The organism is Pseudomonas sp. B10(2017) (genome assembly GCF_002113295.1).
Taxonomy (GTDB): domain Bacteria; phylum Pseudomonadota; class Gammaproteobacteria; order Pseudomonadales; family Pseudomonadaceae; genus Aquipseudomonas; species Aquipseudomonas pudica.
In genome coordinates this window covers 51,364-76,484 of record NZ_NEJU01000026.1, presented here as the reverse complement: position 1 = coordinate 76,484, position 25,121 = coordinate 51,364, and the positions used below count along the sequence as shown (strand labels likewise).

The 25,121-nt window shown below is 61.8% G+C and carries 29 protein-coding genes; 12 read left to right on the top strand and 17 right to left on the bottom strand.

Features of this window, described 5'->3' with window-relative positions:
• Window positions 1–182: 182 nt before the first annotated feature.
• Both CAF92_RS24020 and CAF92_RS24015 read right to left on the bottom strand, forming a co-directional pair.
• Window positions 183–1,748, bottom strand: coding sequence for a PAS domain-containing methyl-accepting chemotaxis protein (locus CAF92_RS24020; RefSeq protein WP_085602123.1), 1,566 nt, complete (start codon window positions 1,746–1,748; stop codon window positions 183–185).
• 140 nt (window positions 1,749–1,888) lie between these two features.
• Complete coding sequence (locus tag CAF92_RS24015; protein ID WP_046614662.1) at window positions 1,889–2,782, bottom strand: LysR family transcriptional regulator; 894 nt, start codon at window positions 2,780–2,782, stop codon at window positions 1,889–1,891.
• Window positions 2,783–3,007: 225 nt separating this feature from the next.
• On the opposite strand from CAF92_RS24015, the gene speB reads away from it, so the two are divergent.
• Both speB and CAF92_RS24005 read left to right on the top strand, forming a co-directional pair.
• Window positions 3,008–3,958, top strand: a complete 951-nt coding sequence (gene speB / locus CAF92_RS24010; RefSeq protein WP_025340154.1) for an agmatinase — start codon at window positions 3,008–3,010, stop codon at window positions 3,956–3,958.
• 133 nt (window positions 3,959–4,091) lie between these two features.
• Complete coding sequence (locus tag CAF92_RS24005) at window positions 4,092–5,471, top strand: sodium:solute symporter (RefSeq protein WP_085602122.1); 1,380 nt, start codon at window positions 4,092–4,094, stop codon at window positions 5,469–5,471.
• 183 nt (window positions 5,472–5,654) lie between these two features.
• On the opposite strand, the gene CAF92_RS27700 is transcribed toward CAF92_RS24005, so the two are convergent.
• The gene (locus CAF92_RS27700; RefSeq protein WP_009683677.1) at window positions 5,655–5,783 is read right to left on the bottom strand and encodes a PA1414 family protein; all 129 of its coding nucleotides are present in this window, start codon (window positions 5,781–5,783) and stop codon (window positions 5,655–5,657) included.
• Window positions 5,784–5,907: 124 nt separating this feature from the next.
• Entirely contained in the window at window positions 5,908–6,801 is an 894-nt protein-coding gene (locus CAF92_RS24000) for a LysR family transcriptional regulator (RefSeq protein WP_085602121.1), read from the bottom strand.
• Window positions 6,802–6,907: 106 nt separating this feature from the next.
• Between CAF92_RS24000 and CAF92_RS23995 the strand changes: the two genes are divergently transcribed.
• The gene (locus CAF92_RS23995; RefSeq protein WP_085602120.1) at window positions 6,908–8,080 is read left to right on the top strand and encodes an MFS transporter; all 1,173 of its coding nucleotides are present in this window, start codon (window positions 6,908–6,910) and stop codon (window positions 8,078–8,080) included.
• A gap of 127 nt (window positions 8,081–8,207) precedes the next feature.
• Here the strand turns inward: CAF92_RS23995 and CAF92_RS23990 are convergent, their stop codons facing one another.
• The 4 genes from CAF92_RS23990 to CAF92_RS23975 all read right to left on the bottom strand — a co-directional run bounded on the left by CAF92_RS23990 (window position 8,208) and on the right by CAF92_RS23975 (window position 10,224).
• Complete coding sequence (locus CAF92_RS23990; RefSeq protein ID WP_085602119.1) at window positions 8,208–9,134, bottom strand: DMT family transporter; 927 nt, start codon at window positions 9,132–9,134, stop codon at window positions 8,208–8,210.
• A gap of 106 nt (window positions 9,135–9,240) precedes the next feature.
• Window positions 9,241–9,636 (bottom strand): hypothetical protein, encoded by a 396-nt coding sequence (locus CAF92_RS23985; RefSeq protein ID WP_013973698.1) that lies wholly within the window; start codon window positions 9,634–9,636, stop codon window positions 9,241–9,243.
• Between the two features lie 77 nt (window positions 9,637–9,713).
• Entirely contained in the window at window positions 9,714–9,968 is a 255-nt protein-coding gene (locus tag CAF92_RS23980) for a BrnA antitoxin family protein (protein WP_046614667.1), read from the bottom strand.
• Window positions 9,946–10,224 (bottom strand): BrnT family toxin, encoded by a 279-nt coding sequence (locus tag CAF92_RS23975; RefSeq protein WP_085602118.1) that lies wholly within the window; start codon window positions 10,222–10,224, stop codon window positions 9,946–9,948. The genes CAF92_RS23980 and CAF92_RS23975 overlap by 23 nt, the downstream gene beginning before the upstream one ends.
• 268 nt (window positions 10,225–10,492) lie before the next feature.
• Here CAF92_RS23975 and CAF92_RS23970 point away from each other — a divergent pair, with 268 nt between their 5' ends.
• The 9 genes from CAF92_RS23970 to CAF92_RS27220 all read left to right on the top strand — a co-directional run bounded on the left by CAF92_RS23970 (window position 10,493) and on the right by CAF92_RS27220 (window position 17,207).
• The gene (locus tag CAF92_RS23970; RefSeq protein WP_085602117.1) at window positions 10,493–10,765 is read left to right on the top strand and encodes a hypothetical protein; all 273 of its coding nucleotides are present in this window, start codon (window positions 10,493–10,495) and stop codon (window positions 10,763–10,765) included.
• Between the two features lie 119 nt (window positions 10,766–10,884).
• Window positions 10,885–12,156, top strand: coding sequence for a site-specific integrase (locus CAF92_RS23965; protein ID WP_085602116.1), 1,272 nt, complete (start codon window positions 10,885–10,887; stop codon window positions 12,154–12,156).
• A 226-nt stretch (window positions 12,157–12,382) separates the two neighbouring features.
• Window positions 12,383–12,676 carry an AlpA family transcriptional regulator gene (locus CAF92_RS23960; RefSeq protein ID WP_256573793.1) on the top strand — a complete coding sequence of 98 codons (294 nt, stop codon included), beginning with the start codon at window positions 12,383–12,385 and terminating at the stop codon, window positions 12,674–12,676.
• 47 nt (window positions 12,677–12,723) lie between these two features.
• The gene (locus tag CAF92_RS27225; protein WP_143516215.1) at window positions 12,724–13,077 is read left to right on the top strand and encodes a hypothetical protein; all 354 of its coding nucleotides are present in this window, start codon (window positions 12,724–12,726) and stop codon (window positions 13,075–13,077) included.
• A complete protein-coding gene (locus CAF92_RS23955; protein ID WP_143516213.1) occupies window positions 13,074–14,456 on the top strand; it encodes a primase-helicase family protein in 1,383 nt (460 codons plus the stop codon). The genes CAF92_RS27225 and CAF92_RS23955 overlap by 4 nt, the downstream gene beginning before the upstream one ends.
• Entirely contained in the window at window positions 14,449–14,778 is a 330-nt protein-coding gene (locus CAF92_RS23950) for a hypothetical protein (protein WP_085602113.1), read from the top strand. Before CAF92_RS23955 ends, CAF92_RS23950 begins: the two co-directional genes overlap by 8 nt.
• Window positions 14,779–14,927: 149 nt before the next feature.
• Window positions 14,928–15,251: a hypothetical protein gene (locus CAF92_RS23945; protein WP_085602112.1), complete on the top strand. Its 324-nt coding sequence runs from the start codon at window positions 14,928–14,930 to the stop codon at window positions 15,249–15,251.
• Window positions 15,252–15,308: 57 nt separating this feature from the next.
• Window positions 15,309–16,226, top strand: a complete 918-nt coding sequence (locus CAF92_RS23940) for a hypothetical protein (RefSeq protein WP_143516211.1) — start codon at window positions 15,309–15,311, stop codon at window positions 16,224–16,226.
• Between the two features lie 90 nt (window positions 16,227–16,316).
• Window positions 16,317–17,207 (top strand): CbtA family protein, encoded by an 891-nt coding sequence (locus tag CAF92_RS27220; protein ID WP_143516209.1) that lies wholly within the window; start codon window positions 16,317–16,319, stop codon window positions 17,205–17,207.
• Window positions 17,208–17,252: 45 nt separating this feature from the next.
• Here CAF92_RS27220 and CAF92_RS27215 read toward each other — a convergent pair whose 3' ends face one another.
• Genes CAF92_RS27215 through CAF92_RS23895 form a run of 9 tightly spaced genes read right to left on the bottom strand, consistent with a single transcriptional unit; the run spans window position 17,253 to window position 24,639 of the window.
• Window positions 17,253–17,516 (bottom strand): hypothetical protein, encoded by a 264-nt coding sequence (locus tag CAF92_RS27215; protein WP_143516207.1) that lies wholly within the window; start codon window positions 17,514–17,516, stop codon window positions 17,253–17,255.
• Between the two features lie 2 nt (window positions 17,517–17,518).
• Window positions 17,519–18,535, bottom strand: coding sequence for a hypothetical protein (locus CAF92_RS23930; protein WP_085602110.1), 1,017 nt, complete (start codon window positions 18,533–18,535; stop codon window positions 17,519–17,521).
• Window positions 18,536–18,541: 6 nt separating this feature from the next.
• Window positions 18,542–19,087, bottom strand: a complete 546-nt coding sequence (locus CAF92_RS23925) for a hypothetical protein (RefSeq protein ID WP_085602109.1) — start codon at window positions 19,085–19,087, stop codon at window positions 18,542–18,544.
• Window positions 19,080–19,331 (bottom strand): hypothetical protein, encoded by a 252-nt coding sequence (locus tag CAF92_RS23920; protein WP_085602108.1) that lies wholly within the window; start codon window positions 19,329–19,331, stop codon window positions 19,080–19,082. The genes CAF92_RS23925 and CAF92_RS23920 overlap by 8 nt, the downstream gene beginning before the upstream one ends.
• Window positions 19,328–22,843 carry a hypothetical protein gene (locus CAF92_RS23915; RefSeq protein WP_085602107.1) on the bottom strand — a complete coding sequence of 1,172 codons (3,516 nt, stop codon included), beginning with the start codon at window positions 22,841–22,843 and terminating at the stop codon, window positions 19,328–19,330. Before CAF92_RS23915 ends, CAF92_RS23920 begins: the two co-directional genes overlap by 4 nt.
• Before the next feature lie 6 nt (window positions 22,844–22,849).
• Window positions 22,850–23,794: a hypothetical protein gene (locus tag CAF92_RS23910; RefSeq protein WP_085602106.1), complete on the bottom strand. Its 945-nt coding sequence runs from the start codon at window positions 23,792–23,794 to the stop codon at window positions 22,850–22,852.
• Window positions 23,795–23,828: 34 nt separating this feature from the next.
• Complete coding sequence (locus tag CAF92_RS23905; RefSeq protein ID WP_085602105.1) at window positions 23,829–24,023, bottom strand: hypothetical protein; 195 nt, start codon at window positions 24,021–24,023, stop codon at window positions 23,829–23,831.
• Window positions 24,020–24,232 carry a hypothetical protein gene (locus tag CAF92_RS23900; protein ID WP_085602104.1) on the bottom strand — a complete coding sequence of 71 codons (213 nt, stop codon included), beginning with the start codon at window positions 24,230–24,232 and terminating at the stop codon, window positions 24,020–24,022. The genes CAF92_RS23905 and CAF92_RS23900 overlap by 4 nt, the downstream gene beginning before the upstream one ends.
• On the bottom strand, window positions 24,229–24,639 hold the full coding sequence (locus CAF92_RS23895) for a hypothetical protein (RefSeq protein WP_143516206.1): 411 nt from the start codon (window positions 24,637–24,639) through the stop codon (window positions 24,229–24,231). The genes CAF92_RS23900 and CAF92_RS23895 overlap by 4 nt, the downstream gene beginning before the upstream one ends.
• Window positions 24,640–25,121 lie beyond the last annotated feature (482 nt).

Sequence of the window (25,121 nt, the reverse complement as noted above, 5' to 3'; positions counted from 1 at the left end):
TCATCCAACTGTTCGGGCTCTCGCCAAAGTGGAACGGTGAATGGCAGCTTGTGCTCCCACACGTGCTCAAGGCACCTCTGGCATTCAGCTTGCCATTCACCGCTCTCACTTCAGATTCTAATCCCCTCTCAAGACACAAGCTGGCTTGCCGGCGAAAGGGCCGCAAGGCGGCCCCGGCAATCTCAACGATTGAACCGCTCCGCCAGGCTATGCAGGTACTCCGCCATGCGCTCCAGGTCCTGACTGATTTCCGCGCCCTGCCTGGCCTGCCCGGCACTCTGGTCACACAGGTGGGCTATCCGCACGATCTGCTGGTTGATGTCCTCGGCCACATGGCTCTGCTGCTCCGACGCCGTCGCCATCTGCTGGCTCATGCCGGTGATACGGCTGACCGCCTGGGCAATCCCGCTCAACGCTGCCTGCACCGCCTCGACACTGTGCACGCTGTCCCGCGAGATCTGCTCGCCGCGGCTGGCAGTGCTCACCGCACGCTCTGCCCCGGCGCGCAACGAGGCGATGATCTGATGAATCTCTTCGGTCGAGGCACGGGTGCGCTGGGCCAGCGAACGCACCTCATCCGCCACCACGGCAAACCCGCGCCCCTGTTCGCCGGCACGCGCCGCCTCGATGGCCGCGTTGAGCGCCAGCAGGTTGGTCTGCTCGGCGATCGAGGAAATCACATCGACCACGCTGCCGATCGACTGGGTCTGCTCGGCCAGGGCATTGACGGCCTGGCCGATGTCGCTGACCGCATTGCTCATGCTGCCCATGGCTTGCAGGCTCTGCATCGCCAGTTCGCTACCCTGTTGCGCCAGCTGGTCGGCATCGCCCGCTGCGTGCGCCGTGCTCTGCACGTTATGGGTAACCTGCTGGATGGTCGCCGCCATCTGCGCGATCGCGGCGGCGGACTGGTCGGTCTCGTTGCGCTGGCGGTCGAGCATCTGTGCCTGGGCACCGGACAAGTCGGACGACTGCGCCGCCCGAGACTTCACCCCGACCCCGGCATCCACCAGGCGGGTCAAGGCCGTTTGCAGGCGTGCTTCCTCGCTGATGATGGCAAGGTCCAACTGGCCTTGCAGGCCTGGGTTATCGCTGTAGGTCAGTGCCACCAGCGGGCTGGTGAAGGCCTTGGGATGCTCGGCCAGCGTGCGGCGGATGGCCTGGTTCTGCCGGTGCTCGACCAGATACCAGGCCAGCAGCAGGCTGGCCATCAGCACCCCGAGCGCCGCATAAGGCGGTAGCCACAGGTAGGCCGCCGCCGACAGCAGGCCCGCACCGATCAATGGCCAACCATGGCCCAGGCCATGCCCCAACCGGGCCGCCCACGGCACCGGCGCGCGGCCGGCCCGCAAGCGCGCGTACAACACCTCGGCGCGGCGGATCTGCTCGCGGGTGGGCACCGAGCGCACCGACTCGTAGCCACTGATGCGGCCCTGTTCGTAGACGGCCGTGACATAGGCGCTGACCCAATAGTAATCGCCGTTCTTTGCTCGGTTCTTGACTACGCCCATCCACGGTTTGCCTTGCTTGATGGTTTCCCACATGTGGCCGAACACGGCCGGCGGCATGTCCGGATGGCGCACCAGGTTGTGGGGTTGGCCGACCAGCTCGTCATAGGTGAACCCGCTGATCGCCACGAAAGCGTCGTTGCAATAGGTGATGCGGCTGTTGAGATCGGTGGTGGAAATCAGGCGTTGATCGTTGGGAAAGGTTCTTTCGTGCTCAGTGACGGGCAAATTCATGCGCATCTTGGGCAATCCTTGCAGGATGAAAGGGAGGTAGACAGCAGCACACGCTGATTTGATATATAGCAGGACGCCATTATGTTGTCGGTCAGCGGCACCAACAAATTTGACGGGTGCCGACGAAATACAGCATGTACCGCGCTTCAGCCCACGTTGAGCTGGCTTTTCAGCAGGTCGCGGAAGGTCTGAATCAGCGGTTCGCGGCTGCGCCCGCGGCGAATGATCAGCGAAAACGGTGCCTGATAGCCGAAAGTTGACGGCGACAGCACGCGCAGGTCGCCCTTGTCGACCCAGGCTTGGGCATAGTGCTCGGGCAGGTAGCCGATGTAGGCCCCGGAGAGAATCAGGATCAACTGCGCCTCCATGCTCTCCACCGTCGCCGCGCTGTGCTTGAAGCCATGCCGGGCCAGTTCGGCCTGGCTCCAGTAGCCACGCCCGACCATGCGCTGCTGGGTCACCACCTGCTCGGGGATGCGCCGTTCGGCATACAAGGGGTGGCGGCTGCTGCAGTACAGCCAGTGCTGCTCACGGTACAGCGGCTGGTAGAGCAGCCCGCTCATGCGCGAGGAAAACGCCCCGATCGCCAAGTCCAGGCGGTTGTCCTGCACGCCCAGTTGCAGCTCGTAAGGGCTGGACACCGACAAGTGCAGATGCACCGCCGGGTGTTCCTGGCTATAGGCGCCGATGGCTTCGGCCAGCGGCAAGGCCCGATCACCTACCGTGGAGTCGATCACCCCCAGATTGAGCGTGCCGCGCAACTCGCCCTTGAGGGCAGCGGCGTACTGCTCGAAACCGTCCAGCTCGGCCAGCAGACGCAGGGTTTCCTGGTGAAACAGCTCGCCCTTGCTGGTCAGGCTGAACCCGCCACGGCCGCGGTGGCACAGCACGATCCCCAGGGCGCCTTCCAGCTGGCTCATGTAGGTGCTGATGGCCGAAGTCGACAGGTTGAGGTCGCGCTGGGCATTGGCAAAGCCCTGGTGGCGCACAACGCTGACAAAGATGCGCAGCAGTTTCAGGTCAGGCAAGGTCGAGGCCATGGTGCAACGGTTCCGCAAGGGTATTTGCGCGCAGTCTAACCGCTCTGCCGCCTTTAGTTCAGAAATTCCTGAAGTAAGTATTTGCCGGTAGCGATTTTTCCCCGGCACTACCTTCAGCAGACTTGGCCGAAATGTCCCTGCCCGCCAGCAAGACCACACCTGGAAGGCGCGCGGCGGCAACAGGTTCGAACAAACAGAACAATCGACCGACTGATGAGGCCCACCGTGGACAAGATCCTCCACCAACCACTGGGCGGCAACGAAATGCCGCGTTTCGGCGGCATCGCCACCATGCTCCGTCTCCCCCACCTGCAAAGTGCCCAAGGCCTGGACGCCGCCTTCATCGGCGTGCCGCTGGACATTGGTACCTCGCTGCGCTCCGGCACCCGCTTCGGCCCGCGGCAGATCCGCGCCGAATCGGTGATGATCCGCCCGTACAACATGGCCACCGGGGCTGCACCGTTCGACTCGCTGTCGGTGGCCGACATCGGTGACGTGGCGATCAACACCTTCAATCTGCTGGACGCCGTGCGCATCATCGAAGAAGCGTACGACGAGGTCCTAGAGCACAACATCATCCCGCTGACCCTGGGTGGGGACCACACCATCACCCTGCCGATCCTGCGCGCGCTGCACAAGAAACACGGCAAGATCGGCCTGGTGCACATCGATGCCCATGCCGACGTCAACGACCACATGTTCGGCGAGAAGATCGCCCACGGCACCACCTTCCGCCGCGCCGTGGAAGAAGGCCTGCTCGATTGCGAGCGCGTGGTGCAGATCGGCCTGCGCGCCCAAGGCTACACCGCCGATGACTTCAACTGGAGCCGCCGCCAGGGCTTCCGTGTGGTCCAGGCCGAAGAGTGCTGGCACAAGTCGCTGGAACCGCTGATGGCCGAGGTGCGCGAAAAGGTCGGCGGTGGCCCGGTGTATCTGTCGTTCGACATCGACGGCATCGACCCGGCCTGGGCGCCTGGCACCGGCACCCCGGAAATCGGCGGCTTGACCACCATCCAGGCGATGGAGATCATTCGCGGCTGCCACGGCCTGGACCTGATCGGCTGTGACCTCGTCGAAGTCTCCCCGCCTTACGACACCACCGGCAACACCTCGCTGCTCGGTGCCAACCTGCTGTTCGAGATGCTCTGCGTGCTACCGGGCGTAGTGCGTCGTTAATACCGCTACACCCCGGCAGGAGCCATGAGGGAGGGCCACAGAGGCCCGCCAACAACACGACAAGACCGCCGGGCGCCTTGAACCCGCCCGCGTGGTCGATCTCGCCATAATAAAGATAATCGGGAGACCCCCAATGGCCTTGGACATCATTGTTGTAATGATCTACACCGCCGGCATGCTCGGGCTTGGCTGGTATGGCATGCGGCGCGCGAAAACCCATGAGGACTACCTGGTGGCCGGGCGCAATCTCGGCCCGGTCCTGTACATGGGCACCATGGCCACCACCGTGCTCGGTGGCGCGTCCACCGTCGGCACAGTACGCCTGGGCTACGTCCACGGCATCTCCGGCTTCTGGCTGTGCGCAGCCCTGGGCCTGGGCATCATCGCCCTCAACCTGTTCCTCGCCAAACCTTTGCTGCGCCTGCGCATCTTCACCGTGACCCAGGTGCTGGAGCAGCGCTACAACCCCGCTGCACGCCAGGCCAGCGCCGTGATCATGCTGGCCTATGCATTGATGATCGGCGTCACCTCGACCCTGGCCATGGCCACCGTACTGCAGGTGCTGCTCGACCTTCCGTTCTGGGCTTCGCTGCTGTTGGGTGGTGGCGTGGTGGTGCTGTACTCGACCATTGGCGGCATGTGGTCGCTGACCCTGACCGACATCGTCCAGTTCGTGATCAAGACTGTCGGCCTGATGTTCATCCTGCTGCCAGTGTGCCTGTACAAAGCCGGTGGCTGGGACACCCTGGTGGCCAAGCTGCCATCGGCCAGCTTCCAGCTGACCACCATTGGCTGGGACACCATCATCACCTACTTCCTGATCTACTTCTTCGGCATCCTCATCGGCCAGGACATCTGGCAGCGGGTATTCACTGCCCGTGACGAGAAGGTCTGCCAGCGCGCTGGCACCACCGCTGGTGTGTACTGCGTACTGTACGGTCTGGCCTGCGCCACGATCGGCATGGCTGCGCACGTGCTGATGCCCGACCTGGCCAACCCGAACAATGCCTTTGCCGAGATGATCAAGACCACCCTGCCCGACGGCATCCGTGGCCTGCTGATGGCAGCGGCGCTGGCCGCCATGATGTCCACCGCCAGCGCCGGCCTGCTGGCTGCGTCGACCACCCTGACCGAAGACTTGCTGCCCAAGCTGCGTGGCGGCAAGGCGTCGAGCCTGGGCGTAAGCCGCCTGTTCACCCTGCTCACCGGCCTGGTGGTGCTGGGTATCGCCCTGGTGGTGAACGATGTGATCAATGCCCTGACCCTGGCTTACAACCTGCTGGTCGGTGGCATGCTGATCCCGCTGATCGGGGCGATCTTCTGGAAGCGCGCTACCACCGTCGGGGCCATCGCCAGCATGTCGCTGGGCTTCGCCACCGCGCTGCTGTTCATGTTCAAGGATGGGCTGGAAGCCAATACGCCGATCTACTACAGCCTGGCGGTTGGTCTGGTGAGCTTTGTGGTGGTCAGCCTGATGTCACGTAAATCGGTGGCGGCGGTGAAGCTGGCCTGACCTTCAGCCTGAACTGGCCTCTTCGCGGGCTCGCCCGCTCCCACAGGGATACCACAAGCCTTGAAATTCATGGGGTACCTGTGGGAGCGGGCAAGCCCGCGAAGAGGCCGGTACAGGCAACACACAACTGGCAGACACAAAAAGGCCGCTGCACCCACCCAGGTGCAGCGGCCTTTGTCTGTATCAGCGACGACGCGGTTGGCGTTTGCGCTGCTCTTCATCAGTCGGGATCGGCACCGGCTGCAAAGGTGGTGGAATCAGCCCCAAGGCGACAGCCAGGTCGTGGAGCCAGTTGGATAGTGGTTTATTCATAATGCCCCCTTGACGGGTCAGCCTCACGGCAATTCAATCCTGCGATGTTTCATACAGATCATAGCCCTATGTCCTGTATTACGCATGCCTCTAAACCTACAGATACGGGCCATTTTGATACGGATCAAGCCGTAACGGCGCATTCCGACGACTGGTTAATCGTTTCGCTTTGTTGCAGGTCGACCCAGGCCTGCAAATTTGCCCCGCACATGCCCTGGCGCCACATCAACCAGGTGACCGCCTGATCGAACGGCGCCTGCAGTCGGTGCGCCCGTACCCGGTCGCGCCCGGGAAGGCTGTCGAGCATCGACCTGGCCATCATCGCCACGCCCGCACCGGCGATCACGCAGGCCAGCATGCTCTGGTACGACTCGATCTCCATCACCCGGCCCATGGGCGTATGGGCATGGGCATACCAGGCCTCCAGGCGCATGCGGTACGAGCAGCCTTGGCGGAACGTGAACACCGCCTTGCCCGCCACATCCTTGGCAGTGAGCACCGCTGGGTGCTCGGGGCTGGTGATCAGCACCAGCTGCTCATCACACAGCGGAACGCCATCCAGCCCGGCCAGGCTCGGCGGCCCATCCACCAGTGCCGCGTCCAAGGTGTGGTTCAGCAGGCCTTCCAGCAGTTCGCCACTGGGCGCAGCGCGCACCTGCAGGTTCACCGCCGGGTAGGCTTGGTGATAACGCGCCAGCAGCTCGGGCAAATGGGTCGCCGCCGTGCTGTACATGGTCCCGAGTACAAAGTCCCCCGCCGGTTGGCCGCCCCGCACGGCGGCCAGCGCCTCGTCGCGCAAGGCTGACATGCGGTTGGCGTAATCCAGCAGCACCTTGCCCGCCGGCGACAGCTGCAGACGCTGGCGTTCGCGCAGGAACAGCTCGACACCCAGTTGCTCCTCGAGCTGGCGCAAGCGCGTCGACAGGTTCGACGGCACCCGATGCAGGCGCTCTGCGGCACGGGTGACCGAACCGTCCTCGGCGACGGCCTGGAAGATACGCAGTTGGCTGAATTCCACAGCATTCTCCAAAACAGAACAACTTGATCATCATTATTCAATTTTATTGAAAAATAAACCGCCCTAACCTGCCAGCCATCGCTTACATCCGTGCAGGAGAATCGTCATGTCGCCACTCATTCAACTGCTGGCAAGCGCCGTAGCGCTGATGATGGCCATGGGCATCGGCCGTTTCGCCCTGACCCCGCAGCTGCCGCAGCTGATCGCCGAAGGCCAGTTCGATCTGACGGTCGCCGGGCTGGTCGCCGCGGCCAACTATCTGGGTTACTTCATCGGCGCGGTCGATGCCATGTTCGCCCGCTCGCCGGGCCATGTGCGCCTGCGCCTGCAGGGTGGGCTGTGGCTTTGCGTGCTGCTGACCCTGGCGTCATGGGCTGCAGACGGGTTCTGGAGCCACCTGCTGCTGCGCTTTGGCACCGGAATGGCCAGCGCCTGGGTGCTGGTGATGATCACCAGCCTCAGCCAACAGGTGGCCAATGCCAACAACCGTCAGCGCCTGGGTGCACTGGTGTTCGCGGGGCCCGGCCTGGGCATCGCGCTGACTGGCTTGCTGGCGCTGGTGGCGCATCTGTGGGGGTTGGGTTCGGCAGCACTGTGGCTGATCTATGCCGTGGCCGCGCTGGTGATGCTGCTGGCAGTCCGGCCTTGGCTGCCAAGAGCGCTGCAAGCGGCACCAGTGCCGTCGGCTGCACGCCAGGGCCCGACCCGCAGTGTCGGCATCGGCCGCCTGGGGCTGGTGTATGCACTGTATGGCGTGGGTTACATCCTGCCGGCCACCTTCCTGTCGCAGATGGCCAACCAGCAGTTCCACGGGCAGTGGCTGGCCGACCTGTTCTGGCCGGCGTTCGGCCTGTCGGCGGCACTGGGGGTACTGCTGGTGAGCCTGCGGCGTGGCGGCCGCACCTCGGCCTGGCTCACTGCCACCCTGTGGCTGCAGGGGTTGGGTGTACTGGCCTGCCTGATGGGTGGGGGTGTCGGGCTGGCGTTGGGCGTGGTGCTGTGTGGCGGGCCGTTCCTGGCCTGCATGCAGTTGGTGATGCAACGTTCGCGGGAGCTGGCGCCGCATGCCACACAGCGCAATGCCGGGCTGCTGACGGCCTGCTTTGCCCTGGGGCAGTTGAGCGGGCCGCTGCTGGCGGCGGTCAGCAGCCATTACAGCGGCGGGCTGCAGCCGGCGCTGATGGTGGCTGCGGGTGGGTTGGTGGTGGCTGGGGGGCTGGTGCTGCTTGGCAGCTCTGCACAGCAGGGCAGCGCCTGTCAGGCCAAGGCAGCATCCTGAATCGTGGCTGCCCGTGCCGGCTTTTTCGCGGGCTCGCCCGCTCCCACAGGGGCCGCACAATCTTCAAGACCTGTGCAATACCTGTGGGAGCGGGCAAACCCGCGAAGAGGCCGGTACAGGGTATCGATCATCCCACAATCCGCCGCAACTGCTGCTTCACCCAAGGCTCGGCACTCACCAGGACCACCCCCAGCAGCACCATCAACGCGCCAACCACAAAGTTCAGGCTCAGCGGCTCATCCAGCAACAACACGCCAAAGGTCACTCCGAACAGCGGGGTGATGAACGAGAACACTGCCAGGTTCGACGCCAGGTATTTGCGCAGTAACCAGAACCAGGTCAGGTAGCTGATGAACGACACCACAACCCCTTGGAACAGCACACTGCCCATTGCCAGCGGCGTCAGCGTCACCGCGCCGATCTGGCCGCTGAGCAAGGCAATCAGCAGCAACCCGGCAAAGCCCACCGCCAGCTGATAGAACAGGGTCAGGGTCGCCGGCGCTTCCGACAGCCGCGAGCAACGCACCACCACCGTGGTCGCCCCCCAGGCCAGCCCGGCGATCACGCCAAAGGCATCACCCAACAGTGTGCGGCCATCCATTTGCTCGAACGACATGCCGCCGGCAAACGCCATGGCAATGCCGCCGAAGGCCAGCAGGATCCCCAGCCATTGCAGCAGCCGCAGGCGTTCGCTGGGCAACCTGAAATGCAGGCCCAACGCGGTAAACACCGGCGCGGTATAGAGGAACACCGACATGTGCGCCGCCGAGGTCAGCTTCAGCCCCTCGGCAATGAACAGAAACTCCAGGCCGAACAACCCGCCCGCCACCACCCCGGCTCGCCAGGTGCTGCCGACCTGCTCCCAGCCCCCGCGCCAGCACAGCATCAGGCCTACCAGTACGGCGGCGATGCCGTTGCGCAAGGCCGCCTGCATCACCGGCGCGATATCGATGGCGGCCGTCTTGATCAAGACCTGCTGGCAACCCCAGATCAGGCACAGCCCCAGCATCACCTGGAAGGCAAAGGCGTCGGGGTTCTTGCGGACCGCGCTCATAGGCGGGCCTCTGCGGTAGTCATTGGCATGGGCAAGGGCTCGGCAATGGTCAGGAACTACCGATTATCGGGTTTCCATGGCCACCCTTGCCAGCCTCAAAACGACCTCAGGCGATCTGTGCCTTCGCCGACACCTGCTCGAAGGTGGTTTCGTCCAGCGCATCCTCCTGCTCGTCCAATACCTGGCGCGGGTGTTCGAAGCCGGGAATGCTGCTGTCGATCAGGCTCATCAGCCGCGAACCGCGCTCGGTCAGCACGAAGTTCTCGCCATTGCCGCCATCCTCTTCGGGCCGGGTTTCGATGAAACCACGCTCGAACAGCAGCCTTTCGTATTCGCAGGCACGGGTTTTCAGGTGGTCCAGGTCGCCCACCGGCTCCCCCTTGGCAGCCAGTGCCGCAGCGTGCTGCTCGGCATAGGGGCGTGGCGTGAAGCTGTGACCGGCGCCGTTCTGCACCTCGTGCAGCAAACGCTCGATCAGGTCCCAGTCGTAGGCGATGCTCATGGCTACGGGCTCCTGCTGTGGACGGAAGGGGTACACAGGTTGGGACCTGTCGAGCTTGCCCAGCGTTCCGAAATATCTCAGCGCTGGCGTTGTTGTGCTTGCATGTACTGGCGCAGCAACTGGTTGATCCGGGTCTGGTAGCCGCTACCCTGCTCTTTGAACCAGGCGAGAACATCGGAATCAAGGCGAATGGTCACCGTTTGCTTGGCTGGAACTCGCAGCTCGGCCTCGCGGAAGAAATTTTCATCCAGCTCAGGAATATCCGAGGTATCAATAGCCTGGTCGTCCTGTCGAGCCAGGCGACTCCAGTCAGTTTTCGATGCTTTGGTCATAATGTTTGGCCTCCCATCTGGTGGCTTTGCGTGCAGAAATGATGCGAATGACATCACCCTGCCTTTCCGTGTACACGACCACGCCTATCAGACACTTCAGCCAGCCCAGGCAGACCCAGCGTTCCTCATCGTGGTCCGGATTGCCATCGCGGCGAATCAGCATCGGATGATTGAACATATTCGGAACATCGCTGAAGTCGATGCCGTGCTTGCGGATGTTTATCTGGTTCTTGGCATCGTCCCATTCAAAGAACATGGGACGCTCCGTATTTACATCTGTACATACGATACCTCCTGATCCAGGCCAAGGCTAGGGAGCGATCGCCCACTCTTCAATAGCTTCAGGAGGTTTTGGGAAAGGGATTACAACCTGGAGGGAAGTGGCCTGGCCAAATGGCTCACAAGGCTAGGTCAGATGCCCAGCTGGGGACAGGCTGACCATGAAGTGCCACCGGTCGAAGGCGCTGAACTAACGGCCAGGCACATACCTCCACCGGGCATCACCACCGCCGGAGGTAGGAAGGATGAAACTGCTGCTGCCCATTGCCTGCGCCACTGCCCTGTTCTGCGCCCTGCCCGCCTGGGCCTGCACACCGGAAGAAGCGACGCAGAAACGCGAAGAGCTGGCCGGGTTGGTCACCCAGTTGACCGAGCAGAACCCGCAGAAGGCCAAGGAGATCAATGACGAGCTTCAAGGGATGGAGCTGGGCACGGCGAGCAAGGATTTGCCCGACAAGTGTCAGCTGATCGACAAGCGGATCAATGAACTCAAGGCTGCCGAGGATAAAACCGAGTAAATACGCTGCCCGTAGCTGTAATTTGATGGAAAGCGGTGTTCGTCGGAAAACGCTGAAATCATGTGCACAACTGTATAATTTACCGTGACCCACTGAGGCACAACCGTATACAGGAAACCATGATCGTGACCAAGAAACCGCTGACCGACGCGACGGTGCGCGACAAGAAAACCCCCGGCCAGTATCCGGACGGCACTGTGCGAGGCCTGTACCTGATCGTCAGCGCGACCGGGACCAAATCCTGGCGGTTGCGTTACTGGGTGGACGGCACAGAGCGTGTGCATACCCTTGGCCGCTACTACGTCGCGAGAGCCGGCGTGCCATTGCCCCAGGATCATATGGGCCTGGTTGACGCCCGCACCGCAGCGGAGGCAGCCAAAGCTGGTGCCAGGCAGGGCATCCACCCGAAGGACCAGAAAAAGGCACAGCAGGCCGCCCGAAAAGCAGACCGGGAACTGACCTTCCGTGTGGTGGCGGCTGAGTTCGTCGAGCACAATATGACGGCGAACGACTGGTCGCCTAGCACCGAGAAGGGCCACCGGTACGCGCTGGCTGCAATCAATGAAATCATCGGTGATGTGCCGGTGAAGCATCTCGACACGGACCATATCAAAGCCGTCCTCAAGCCCTACCAGATACAGGATTCGAAACGGCCCACTGCCGAGCGCTTTGCATTCGGCGTAGTCAAGCGGGTACTGTCCTTCGCCAAGACTTCGAAGTACGTCAGCGAGAACGTGGCCGTTGGCTGCGAAAGCTTCCTGTCTAAGCGCAAGAAAGGCGAACGGCGTTCACAGAGCAACCATGCCGCGATCCTTGATCCCGTCGAGCTGGGCGCCTTCCTGTGCAAACTGGAGGCACACCCGCTCCACAGCCCGAGCTGGTACGGGATGCGACTGCAGACCATGCTGCCGGTACGGCCGAGCGAACTGGCCGCGATGCGCTGGGAAGACCTGGACCTCGACGCCGGTTGGTGGGTCTACGTCATGCCCAAGGTGGACAAACCGCACCATGTGCCCCTTCCCCGACAAGCCATTGCCATATTGCGCGAGCTGCTGCAGCGGCGCATGGGCCACGCTGAATATGTGTTGCCGTCACGCCTCGACCCCGCCAAGCCGATGCACCCCGAAAGCATGCGCCTGTTACTCACCAAGCAATTGAAGTACGACGTTGGCACAGTGACCTGCCACGGTTTCCGGGCAACCTGGCGAACCTGCGGCAAGAAGTACCTCAAGATCGACCCCGATGTGCTGGAGCTGGCCATGGGGCATGAGACAGATGACCCGCTAGGCCGGGCCTACAACCGCGACGACCTCCTGCCGGAGCGGGTCGAAGCAGCGCAGCTCTACGCCGACTGGCTGGATGATTTGAGAAACAGAGACACCGCCGAATAACTTTTTCATTTTTACTGCAGCCCTTGTGCATTGAGGGCTGCGACTACATCTGGCGGGTGGTCGTTCGCAACTTCACCGCTTGTTCGCTGTAATTCGATAACAAACGCTATAAAATGATGATCAACGGCGTAGGGGATAATCCCAACTTTTAAATTCGACAACTTTTAAATTCGACAACTTTTAAAAAGTTCGTTGAGCGCCCACTGCTACCTGCGAGGTAATGGTCATGGCAAAACAGAACTCTCAAACTCCAACTAGCGAGACTGCGCCGTCGAGCGCTGTGGTCTGCCCCTTCCTGACGTTCGAAGAAGTCTTGGCCATGACTGGCTACAAGAATCGCCCCACCCTCTACGCACAGATTTCCCGTGGCTTTCCCGCCCCCGTTGCTGTCGGCCCGATCCGCAGCAATGGCCGCGCAAGCAAGGTTGCGTGGGTGCGCGCCGAGGTTGAACAGTGGATCGCCGACCTGATCGCCGCGCCGCGTCACCTGGACCGCAAAAGTCAGGTTCAGCCTGCCTGAAAAAGAAAACCCCGGCGGATCAGGCCAGGGTTCAATGAGGTATCGCTATGAATAGTTATATTGTAACGCTGCTAGCCAGCGCCGCAAGCCCGTCCGTCACCCCCGATGAATGCTGGGACGAATACGATCCGGGCGTCATTCACGCCCTGCTCACCAGTGAGCCGAACACCTGCACCAGTGGCAGCGTGGTCATGCTCAGTCCCGAGCAAGCCACCGCCGCAGTGCTGCGCCCGGCGCCATTACCCGCCCCTGCACGGCGCCCCCCTGTGCCGATGCCCGTGCCAGTAGTCCGCAACACGGGCCAGCAGCGGACGCGCCAACAAACGGCACAGGGGGCGCCCCAGGGCGTAGTGAAAATTCAACGGCCGGCAGTGGTTAGTGGGGGTGTGCAATGGGCATGAACATCGACGCCGAGTCGAGGGAAATCCTTCGCTATATCTCCCAGGACTTCGTGATGTTGACGGCGAACGGTGAGCAGCGCGCCTACCACATCGAGTCGGGGGATATTTTCGGCCAGAAGGGATTCATCAAGTATTGCAGCAAGCACTACGGTGAAATCACGATCATTCAGGGTGACGGCAAGGAAGAACGCGCCGCCTCGGGTGCCATCTGGTGGAACTGGGAAGACCCGCTGCAACGGGTAGCACGGCGTGTCGTCATGGAACCGACATCCAAGCCCGAGCATGAGGGCAACCCCGAGATGTTTAACCTCTGGTACGAGCGCAAGAAGACCATGTGCCCGCCCAATCTGAACGCCACCCCCGAGAGCATTGAGATTTTCGTCAAACACCTGCTCTACCTGGCCGACGATGACGAAGTGGTGGTCATGTACTTCCTGAACTGGCTGGCCACCCTGTACCAGACGCCTGAAATCAAAATCCCGAGCGCCTTCCTCTTTTATTCCAAACTCGGCGGCGTGGGCAAATCGATGCTGTTCAAGTTACTCGCCCAAGTGTTCGGACCAATTATGGTCGGCACATGCAGCGGCCGGGCGCTGACCAAATCCTTCGATGATGTCACCGAGCACAAGCGGTTGCTGTTCATCAACGAAATGGCCAGGTCGGAAAAAGCAGACGGCTATGAGAACTTCAAGAACATGATTTCCGAGGAACAGGTTTCCTTCGAGGGCAAGGGCCGGGCGGCCAAGGACATAGTGAACATCACCCACTACATCGTCACGACCAACAATAAGGACGCGCTACCGCTGATGCAGAGTGACCGCCGCATTGCCGTCTTCATGTGCAATGCCACGCCGAAGCCGGATGCCTACTACATCAGGCTGCGCGCCTGGATGGAGAACGAAGGTCCGTCGCTGGTGGCTGGTGTTCTGGCGCAGTGGAAGTTCCCAGCCGACTGGAACCCATACGCACCTGTGCCGCAAACCGCTGCAGCCAGGGCTATGCAGGACGCTGCACAGGGCGAGCTTTACGGCGTCGTCAAAGAGCTGATCGATCAGCGTCGAGAGCCGTTCGATAAGGACATCATCGTGGTAGGTGAAGCCGCTACCAAGCTCAACAACATGGGGTTAGCCCTGACTAAGCCGGCAAACATCACCAGCCTGGGCAAGGTGCTCAAGGTTCTTTGCGGGGAACCGGAACCGCTGCGCATCTTGAAGCGGGAAACCGGCAAGTCGATGCCGCTCAATGTGTACCTGATCCGTAATGCCGAGCAGTGGAAAGCTGCGTCCGCCGAGCAACGCATGAACCACCTCGACACCGGGGTGCACCTGTTCCCTGTTCAAGATCAATCAGATGACAGCGAGGCGGCCAACCATGAGTGAGCCCATACCCAAACCAAAATGTGGCGATCTGTGGGAAACCATAGAGGCGCTGTTTTTAGTGACCGAACACACCTATGACCCCGATCTGAGGGCCATCGCTAAGCAGAAATTGGCGTATTTCCTCATGACTGCAATGGTGGATTGGGGTACGTCACGCGAAGTTCTAGAGCACTCCCCTAAAGCCTTTATCCTGGACGTCTTGGTGGCTGCCTTGGACGAAATTAGGGGGCTTAGGCGCGGCATCGGTGGGAATGAACTGCGATATCCCGGCACCGACGAGGCCCTGAATCGATACGTGGAGGAAACTAGCCATGACCACTAGCATTTCCGGCAGCGCGCCCCCGACTCCGCCCGCATTGATCCCTCTGAATCTGTGCGGTACGGGCGGCCGACGCATCGAGCGCGACGTGACAGCCCCGGATCAGGGGCGATACTTGGATGTGGACTTGGGCCAGTTCAAGGAGAGTGACGATGGGTGACATACTCGATTTCAACAAAGCGGTACTCGCACAGGCTATTGCCAGGTACAAATCCGGCGAGCGCGACCCCGGCTGGGAAGACAACCCAGCCCTGACGGCTGCGGTTAGAGATTTCCCAGAGTACGTCCATCACGCTGACTGGATGACCACCACCTTTCACTCAATGCCCGAAAATATCCAAAAGATCACCGCAATGATAGCGAGCACTGAGACGGCACACGTGCCAGAGAGTGAGCGCCAAGATGCGTTCATGACTGTGCTGCTACGGCTGCTCAGGGAATGGGCGCATCTACATGAGGCGCCGGATTGTCCATGACCTGCACCGTCGCTATCATCGCTGGCTATGTGCCATGGATTGAGAGAAGGGATTGCAATGGCTTCGTGGGAACCAGTGCATGGTGTGTTTACGGCTTCGCCATCGTGGCTGCCGGCGATGGATTTTTGGGATAAGTTCGACTGGTTTCCCTTCATCATGACGGCTGCCGCCGCGTTCATCACTGCCCTAGTGGGCGCGAAGGTCGGCGCCTCGGCAGCACAGAAGATCGCCAAGAAGGCCAAGCGGATAGACGAGCTGACTGCCGAAATCCGTGCGGTGAATACAGGCATAACCATTGGTATGGCGATCCTCAACGCTGCATTGTCCTCGAAAAGCCAGTACATCAAACCTGTCAAAGTTAGGTATGAGGCAGAGCGAGAAAAGTTCCAGGCTGCGGTTAAAGCGGGCACTGGCGAAGCGGTGCTAGTAATTGACCGCCTGAAGTTTTTGCATGTATCTATGCCGACAGGGGACCTGCAGCAACTAGTGATGCATAAAATATCCAGTTCCGGGCTTGCCCTGCGGGCTGCCCTTGCGCTTATGGATAGCGATACGCGGCTTGGGGAAGCTATCAATCATAGGAATAATCTCCTAGACAGGTTTTCTAAAGAAGACCTCCCGCCAGGATTTTCGCTCGCGGACCTTTATTTCGGCACAGCTGTTGCTGGCGGGCACAACAAGGAGTATCGCAGCACTCTCGATGCTGTATGCAGCTATAACGATGAGGTTATTTTCTTTTCTCTCAAGCTGTGCAAAGACCTGGAGGCTCACGGGCAAGTTCTGGTGAAAGAAATTAAACAACTGTCGGATGAACCTGTCGGAATCATCACTGTTAACGAAGAAGCTGCCTATAGGACCGGGCTAGTACCATCGACGAAAGAATTTGAAAGCTGGCTGGGCGGCTATAAAGAGGTACACGCGCCGCGCCCTCCCCGCAAATGGTGGCACTGGCGGCGCAAGAAAGGGCATTCCTAGGCCTCTCTGCCACAGCCAATTATTTCCCTACGCACCCCGACGCCGCTATCATCGCTGGCCATGTGCCACAGTTAGATCGAAGGGGTTGCAATGGCGGGTTTGTGGGAACAGGTTGGCGGCGTCTTCTGGAGCATGCCCCCTGCAGCGGTTCCAGTCGAAGAGGCTCGGCCACTATCGACGATCATCATGTGCGGTGTGGTCGCAGCGTTCGTACTTACTGCCGTGCTGCGGTATGTATCGCACAAGCTCAGGCCGCAGGGCTGGGGATTGCGAAAGCACCTGGGAGCGGTCGGGGCTGCACTCACGCTTGCTTACGTTGCCATTGTCCTTCCAATCATTTGGGGGCGGGTTGATACGCTGCTGACCATGCCCCTCAACGAGGTGGGTGATTTCCTGGCCGGCGCATTTGGGCCTCTGGCTATCTTATGGCTTGTACTTGGGTTCCTCCAGCAAGGCGAAGAACTGGGCCAAAACACCAAAGCACTGGAGTTTCAGGGCGACGAGTTGAAATTGAGTACCAAAGCACTATTGATGCAGGCGAAAGAACTGAAAAACTCTGTCGAGCAGCAGACCATCATGGCGGAAGCCGCAAAGCAGCAGAGGGAAGAGTACCTAGCGTCCTTAGAAGCAGACCGCAAGAGGCGAGAGCTGGAAATCAAGGTTCTCTTTTCACTGCGTACCGGGAATAGCGGGTATCCCGATTCGAGTGGGATGGTGGCGAACGAAATCAGAATCACCAATGACGGTTACCGAGCCCACAATGTTGTTCTAGATATGCAATTGCCATTCGATGACTCCGAGCCGTTCCATATCGGAGGTTTTAGGGCTCACTCCGCTCAGTCCGTTGTAGTGCACATACCCAATGATTCCATCCCACGATCCGGTACTGCTGTGCTCAGATACGAGGATGCTGACGGCAATCAAAAGGTCGAACGCTTCGGCTACATGATCACGAACCAGAACCGTATTGAGTTCGACTAGATTAAGGGCATCCCTTCCCACCAGCGCCCACCGCCAGGCCTACGGTCACTCCGCAATCTCTGCGCGTGGTCGTGGTCCTGGGGTGGCGCGCCCAACCGAGGGTGGTGGCGTGCCGAACAGCTCGGCGCGCAGTTCCTGATCGATCTGTGCGGGCGTCATGCGCATGCTCAAACACCACAACGCCACGCGCACGCCGCGCAAGAATGCACGGTTATGCCTGCGGGTTTCCGCGCAGTGGCTGCGCTCGATGTGGAGCTGCAGCCGCGCAAGGTGTTCATTGATCCGCTGTTCCCGCGATACGAGCCCCATGGTCAGAACCCGAACCGTGGGGCGTCGTTGGCCCGCATCTGCTCGAACAGCCGGTCGAAGTCCTCATTGCTCATCGACGCCACTTGACTGGCAGAAAGCCGACCTTGCTCGTCCGGTGCACGGCCGCCACCTGGAAGCGCGCCGAGGCTGGTCGGTGCACGCTTCGCCGGGGTGGCCGGTGCACGGTGCTGCGATTGGAAACCGAGTGCCTGTGCACGCTGGTACACGTATGCACAGGGGTCGATCCCGTTTGCCTGGCAGTGCCGGAGGAAACCAACGGTGGCGACGTTCTCCAAGCCCTGGATTTCCGCAAGCGTGGCGCCCGGATACTGCACGGCCAGCTGGCTGCGGATGTTCGCGTGGACAAATTCGCGGGCGTCATCGTAGTCAGGGTGCGCAGCCCGGAACTTTGGTTCCAGCTGACGGACGAAGGGCTCGACTTCCTGTGCATCGCGCTGCACCTGGACGGCGGCCTGTTCCAGCTGCTGGCGGTGCACAGTGGCTTGCTGCTGCCCCTGCATGTCGTTCAGGCGCTGCTCAAACTGCGCTTTCAGGGCGTTGATGTGGCCTTCCGGGTCATCGACGAAGGCCGGGATATCCGCCTGCTGCTGAGCCTGTTGTTGCTGGGCGGCGAGCTGCTGTTGCCACTGCTGGAACTGCTGCATCTGCGCCTGGTGTGCGGCCAGCTGTTCCTGCAATAGGCGGACTTGTTCCTTGGCCTGTTGGTGGAGGGCGCGCTCCTGCTGCAGGGCACCGAGGGGCACATGCTTGCGACCTTGGGGCTGCTGCTCGACCTGTTCGTCTACCTGATCCGCTTCCTGCTCGGCCAAGTGGCCGTAGCGGCGGTCAGTCATGGCCTGGTGGTCCTCGACTTCGCTGGCGAGGTCGTCGGGCATCAGGTCATCGACGCCAGCGTCGTTGGGCACGCCGACGCTATCGGTCAGGTTCGCGGCCAGGCCATCGATTGGTACGGCTTCGTCGGGACCGTCGATTGGTTCAACTTGAATGGATTCACTCATGGTCAGTTACTCCGGTTTCACACGTTGACGTTTGGCAGGCTTGGCGCTTACGCCCTGGCCCTTGGATTCAGTAGGCACATGGGCTGTGCCAAGGCCGTAGCGCTGTGCCAAGGCTTCCGCGCTGTTGGCGCTGCGTTCGCGGGCAGCCTGTTCGGCCAGGGCCTCGGCCAGCTCCCGCTGCAGTGCGGCGATCTTGGTGCTGGGGTTGGTGCGCGCCTTGAAGGCTGCGATTTCCTGTTCGGTCAGTGGAGTGCGGGCGATCTGGTCGCCGCCCATGCCACACACGGCGCCGTATCGCACACGACGACGTTCGGCCACGATCAGCTTGAGCAAGCCATCGAGCAGCGCGGCTTCTGCGCTCTCGGCTGAACGGTAGCCGACGGTGCCAGAAGGTACGTTCTCGCCCAGTTGCCCGAGCGGCACGATGGGCTGGCCGTGAGTAACCAAATACCCACCACCTTCCGGGTCGGCAATGAGCTTGGCGCGGCTGTAGTCGACCTGGTGGAACTCGCAGTCCTGGCGCAGGCGGTCGAGGTGTTGGATGTCATACATGGTGGCGGCCCTCTTTGACGGCGGCGATGGCGGCGGTGAGCCGCTCGATTTCAGCTTGTTGATTGGCTGCGGCGGCGGTGCCGTCTGCCTGGTTCAGTCGGCGCAGCTTGGCGACCGCTGCTTCCAAGGCTTGCCCGGCAAGCGGTAGGTGCTTGGCGACATAGGCCTCTGCGTCCTGCAGCTCGACCACTGCCTTGCGAGCGGCCAGCACAGCTGCGTGCGCTTGTTCGATTTCGGTGTTCATCGTTGTGCCTCCATCTGGTCGCGCAATTTGTCGAGGGCGGCGCGCTTGCCCGAAGTGACATAAGGGATCGCGGCCATTCGCACAGCGGCGCGGGCCTTGGTTGCCATTTTTTCGAGCTGGTCGCGCTTCTGGTCGTCATCCAGCGATGCCCAGCCTGGAGAGCGGATCAGGCGTTGCGCGCCACGGTGAGTCAGGCGGCCGGCAAGCTGCGCCAGCTCATGGTGCTGGTCTGCTGGAATTTCGATCTTGCGGCCGTTGAGGGTCAGCGATTTCTGGAACTCGGTAGGCAACCAGCCAATACGACCAGCAAGCTGGCGCACCGGGTCGCTGCTCTCCTGCGACTGTGCAATCGGCGCGGCAATCGAGAACGGGCCGCCTGGATAGGTGCGGTTCGACACAGGTTCACCGAGGCCATCGAGCTTGGTCGGCAGGTCTTGGCGCAGGCCGGGAGTTCTGTACTTGATGGCGTCGAGAATCGAGTTACCTTCGCGGGCGTAGGGGTCGTTCTCGCTGGCGATGTTGGACAGCAAGGTAAGCGGCTGCGCGACGGTGCCGGCCATCTGCCGCGAGTACCATTCGGCGTTGCGCTTGGGGTCTTGCATGAACTCTACGAAGTTCGACAGACCCTGCATGTAGGTCTTGTTTACCGTGTTGTTCACCAGCGACCCAAGCGCGGCAACGGCAACGTTAGTCGCGTCTTTGTTCTGGTAGTCCATGGTCGCCATGTCGGCGGCCAGGCCGAGCCACTGGGCAAAGGGGTCAAGGCGGTTGTATTCGTGGTAGGTGCCATCGCTCCCGCGCACCGAGTACGGGCGCCAGCCGGTGTTGAGCAGGGCCTGGCGCTCGCGTTTGTCATCGGGGCCTGCGCCTGTGATGTACCCAGCCTGGGCCGCCATGCCGGCCATGACCATCACGCCAGTGCCCCATACGATTCGGGCGGCGGCGCGCTCCTGCCGTGCGCCACCAGCGGCGAAGTCTTCGCGCACTTCCTTGAAGAACGGAGCCAGCGGGGTGCGCTGCAGTCCGAACTTGACCACGTTGGCCGGGGTGCGGACGAAGGGCACAATCAGGTTCAGCCAGGGCGCCTTGGACTTCGCCGCCATGACCGCTGCGGCAAAGGTGCCTGCCTTGCTGTTGAAAGTGTTGATGCGGGCGTCGTTGCCTGCTGCTTCGATCATTTTGGGCGTGGGGTTCTGCACGATCTGCTCGATACGCTGGCTGAACTTCACACCATCGGGTAGCCGCCCCTCGCGTTTCTCCCTGATCGCTTCGCGGCGGGCCAAGGTACGCAACTGGGCCTCGAAATTGAGCGTTGCAAAAAATGCGTCCTCGGCACCAAGTGCACGGTATGGCAGGCTGGCAAGGCGGTCGGCGGCGAAGGCTGCACCACCCAGCACGCCAGGCCGGCGTGGGGCATTGTTCAGGCCTTGGCTGTTGTCCTGTTTAGCCTGCCCGCCCAGCACAGCTGACTCGCCGGTACGGAAAGCATCGACGGCTGCGGTGCCGGCCTTCGACATGCCCCGGCTCATGCCGATCAGCAGGTCGAGGGGTTCAGCGAAAACGGTCTGGCCGGACTTGCCCCCGGTCAAGGCGCGTTTGGTCGCACCGATGCCAGCGGCAATGCTGCGCTCGATAATCTCGTTGCCGAGGGTGGCGGTGTTGCTGGTGATGTTCACCGCATGGGTGCGGACACCGCTGAGCAGGGCTGCCCGGAAGTAGTAACCGAACAGGCGTTGCATCTTGCTCTCGGGCTGGCCGACCAGTTTGGCCAGGTTCTGTACGCCGCCGGCCTGGACTGCCTTGCCGATGGCAGCGGCCAGGTCGTCAGCGCCTTGCACGCCGCCGATACCCTCAAGGATTCGGGCGGCCTCGTTGATGTTCTGCACCTGCCGGCGCTGTGCTGCCAGTGCTCGGCCACTCTCGGCGCGTGCGCCCATGAGTTCACCGAACACGGTTTTCAGGTCGCCCAGGTCTTGCACAAAGGTGGCCTTCTCGATGTCGCTGGCCTGGCCGCTGGCGATGCGTTGTTGCTGCTCCATGACCGTTTTCAGGCGGTCGCTCACAAGGTCGGTTCCGGCGATGATCTGTTCGGCATTCCAGGCCTGGCCGATCCTGCGGCTGAATGCCTGCGCCTGGGCACCGTCGAGGCCGATTAGGCTGGCCAGGCGATGTTGTTCGTCCATGGTGACGACACCACGGCGGCGCGCTTCGATGTCCTGTTCGGCTGGGCGCAGCAGATCGAGCGAGCGGGTGCGCTGTTCGCCTTCCACGCCCAGGTTATCGAGTAGCGGTGTGATGTCCCGGCTACCAGCGAATGGCACGGGTTGCGGGGTTGGCTGGGGCGCTGGCCGTGGCGGGGTTGGCGGAGCAGCCGGTGCCGGGGTTGCCTGCTCGGGGTTCAAGTAGCTGCGGATCGCACCGGGTACGGCTGCGCGGGCAGCTTCGATGCGCGGATCAACCTGCGGGACTTCGGTCTGCTGGGCCTGGGCCGCGTTGGGGCGAGTCAGCAGGTTTGCAGCGCCGCCCATCACGCCACCAGTAATGCCGCCCAAGGTCGCAGCCTTGGCCACGCCAGCGAGCGGGTCTTTGCCCAGTGCGATGTTCCCGAGCACCTGGTCGGAAGTGCCTTGTCCGGCTTCCTCCAGTGCCTCCAGCGTGGTACCACCGAGCACTCGGGATACCAGACTACGGGCGAAGTCGGCGCCGTTCTGGCCGGCCAACATTGCGTCCACATCCCCAATGCCGAGGGCCTTGCCGATCTTGGCGCCAGCAGCGCCGAGCAGGCCAGTGGCAGCGCCAGATGCGACGGCTGCGCCAGTCTGACCGAGGGTCAGGCCACCAGTCTCTTGCACAGTACGGGATGCGTTCTGCCCGGATGCCACCAGCCCTTCACCGGCCCCGGCGCCGATCATGCCTGCCAGGCCTGGAGCAGCACCAAGGGCTTTAGCACCGAGTGCGATGCCACGGCCAGCGGCGCCGCCCAGCGCCATGCTTGGCAGCGACTCGGCGATGGCGTGCGGGATCAGGGATGGATTGTCGCGCAGCGCCTGCAGCGTACCGGCGAAGCCCTGGGCGCGGTCGAGCTGTTGCATGGCCTGCTGGTGTTCGGGCGTTGCCATGCGGTCGAGTTCTGCGCGACGACCAGCTGGGTCATAGCCCAGGCCGGATTTCATGGCCGGCGATACCCGACCACCCGACACGATGTCGCCCAGACCGGTGGCGGCTTCGGCAGCGCCGACGAAACCTTTGCTCAGGCTCAGGCCGTAGTCGTCAATTGCCTGGCCGATGGGGCGAAGGCTTTCCGGCAACAAGTCGTTGGCGTTCCAGGGCTGGGCTGCTGCAGGAGGCACAGGTTGAGCCGGCTCGTCGTCGAGGGCGTCACCGAACGCGGACAGCGGGTCGCCGAATGCGCTTACCTGTGGCTGCGCTGGCGCCGGTTGCGGTTGGCGCGCAGCAGGGCCAGGCGCCACTGGGTCGTCGGGAATTTCGTCACCGAAAGCACTGGTGGCCATTGCACGTTAACCTCGCTTAGTGGCGGTCTTGCCACTTACTGGGTCGATGTACTGGGCGCCAGCCGGCAGAGCGTCATAGTCCGCTTTGGTGAGCGGGCGGGCGATCTGCGCCTGGCCAGGTACGCGCATACCAGCTTTGGGGGCTGGCTTGGCCTGGGTTGCAGACTGGGCATTGCCGCCTGCTGCGGCCATCGGCATGACGCCAATCGGCGCCTGCTGTTGCCCCGGTGCATACGACTGGAGGTTGCCGGTACCTGGCAATGCGGACGTATCCGGCACAGGTTCGGCCTCGGCGCCCATGATCGCCTCAGTGGCGGCGTCAGCACCGGTTGCGGCTTTGCGGCCTGGCGCAAACTGGCTGAACGGTTCGCCCCAGGGGACGTAATCACCGACCTGCGGATTGAACTTGTGGCGCTGCATCAGGCCGTTGCCGACAGGCTGGTCGATGTAGGGGCGCGGTGCTGGGGTTCTTGGACCGGACGAGCCGCCACCGGCACCGGCGTGGCGCTGGGCGAACTGAGCCTGATCCTGCTGCAGCGTGGCCTGGCGATGCTGGGCCAGGTTGTCGGCGTTGGTGGCGCGAATCAGGTCGGCCGGGTCGACACCGAGCTGGGCCATCTGGCGTGCCATCGGAGACAAGCTTTTGAGGAAGTTCGGGTCTTGCAAGCGGGCTTGGTACTGCCGTTGCCGTTCAGTCTCGGCCTGGGCGGCCTGTTGCCGCATCTGCATCTGTTGCTGTTGTACCTGCATCATCTGGTCGCGGTACTGCTGCAGTGCCTGCACACGCTGCATTTCACTCATGCCGCCGAAGGCCTGCCCCAGGCGTGCGCCGAATCCGGGGTTGCCTTGCTGCGGCCCGGACGCCATGAGCATCTGCAACCCGAGCTGACCGAGCGGCGTGCCGGTCACGTTGTTGACGCCTTGGTTGAGTGCGTCGATGAAACTGGCCATTTCTCCTTACTCCCCCAGCACAGTGGCCGGGCGCTTAATGGATGGTGAATCCGCCCTGGTCGCGTTCTTCCAGGGCAATGAGCTGCATCAGCACAAGTTCACGTTCCAGGCCGCGCAGAATCTTGGCGCAGCTTTCCCCGTACAGCTGTACCAGGCCCATGAACGTTTCGAGCGGCAGGCCGCCGACAGTGGGCGCGGGCGGCGTGGCGAAGGCTTCGGCGAAATTCATGGCTTTTGCTCCCGGCGGGCGTAGATGGACAGGCTGAGTTCATGCGCGATAAAGCGCAGTCGCGCCGCGTGTTCCTCGGCAGCGTCCGCTTCACGAATCAGGCGTTGCAGGTTGTCGTCGTCGATATCGTGTTGCGTGACGACGTGCCCGGTGCCGGGGTGGGCCTCACCCACGTTCAAGCGGCTGTAGCCGTAGTAGATGTCGTTCATGGTCGTGGCTCCTGTTTGACGGCTTGCCGGATGGCCGCCTGTTGGTCGAGGTCGAAATCGTCGGGGCCAAGCTGGGGCACAGCGGTGTAGCCGCCCTGGTCGTTGTCCACCAGGCGGTGCGGGCGCTTCGTGGCGGGGCGGGTGCGCGGTGGTTTGCAGCGGCCGGCAAGAGCGAGCCTCAGGCGAACCTCACACTCGCTGAGGTGCGCAGTCTGGTCGAAGGCGAACGCGGCCAGGTCTTCCAGGGTGAAAGCATGCTGCGGTTTGCCGGGGCGGCCGGTATGCACAGGGGTGGCCTGTGGCAGCTCGGGATGGTGGCAAAGGGCGCTAGGGGTAATAGCCAGAAGATCAGCCAGTTGCTGGCTGGTGACTGCGGCTGTTGCGCTGATAGTTGGCTGCAAGTTCATCGGCGCATCCCCCCGGATGAATCGCTGAGTACATTCAAACTAATATCTAATAGTTGTCTATACAACAACTTCCCGACGAACGGTATGATTCTTGCATATAGTCCTTGCGGCGTAAAAAGTTGCGTTTTAACAATGGGTTGGAGTTACCGTTTAAATTTTGCGATTAATTTAAATTAAGGGTTGGCACAAGTTATTGATTGGGTGGCGGAATTTTAAGTTGCGTTCGTTAGTTACCGTTTGCGAGTTGCACAGGTTTAAGTGGCCGGGGCTTGGATTTTTGGCCGAAATTTTTGGAAAATTTCTGTGGGGACTCACCCCTAGTATTACGTTTCAACGATCACGCAAAGGACGACACACCCCCACCACGGTCGCCTTTTCAGCTTGGTGGCCCTTTTTCTGACGGCCTCTAATTTACACAATAGTATTCTGTTAACTAGCCAACCCTCATGGCTGTTGACTTCCAGCAAAAGCAGGCGCATCCT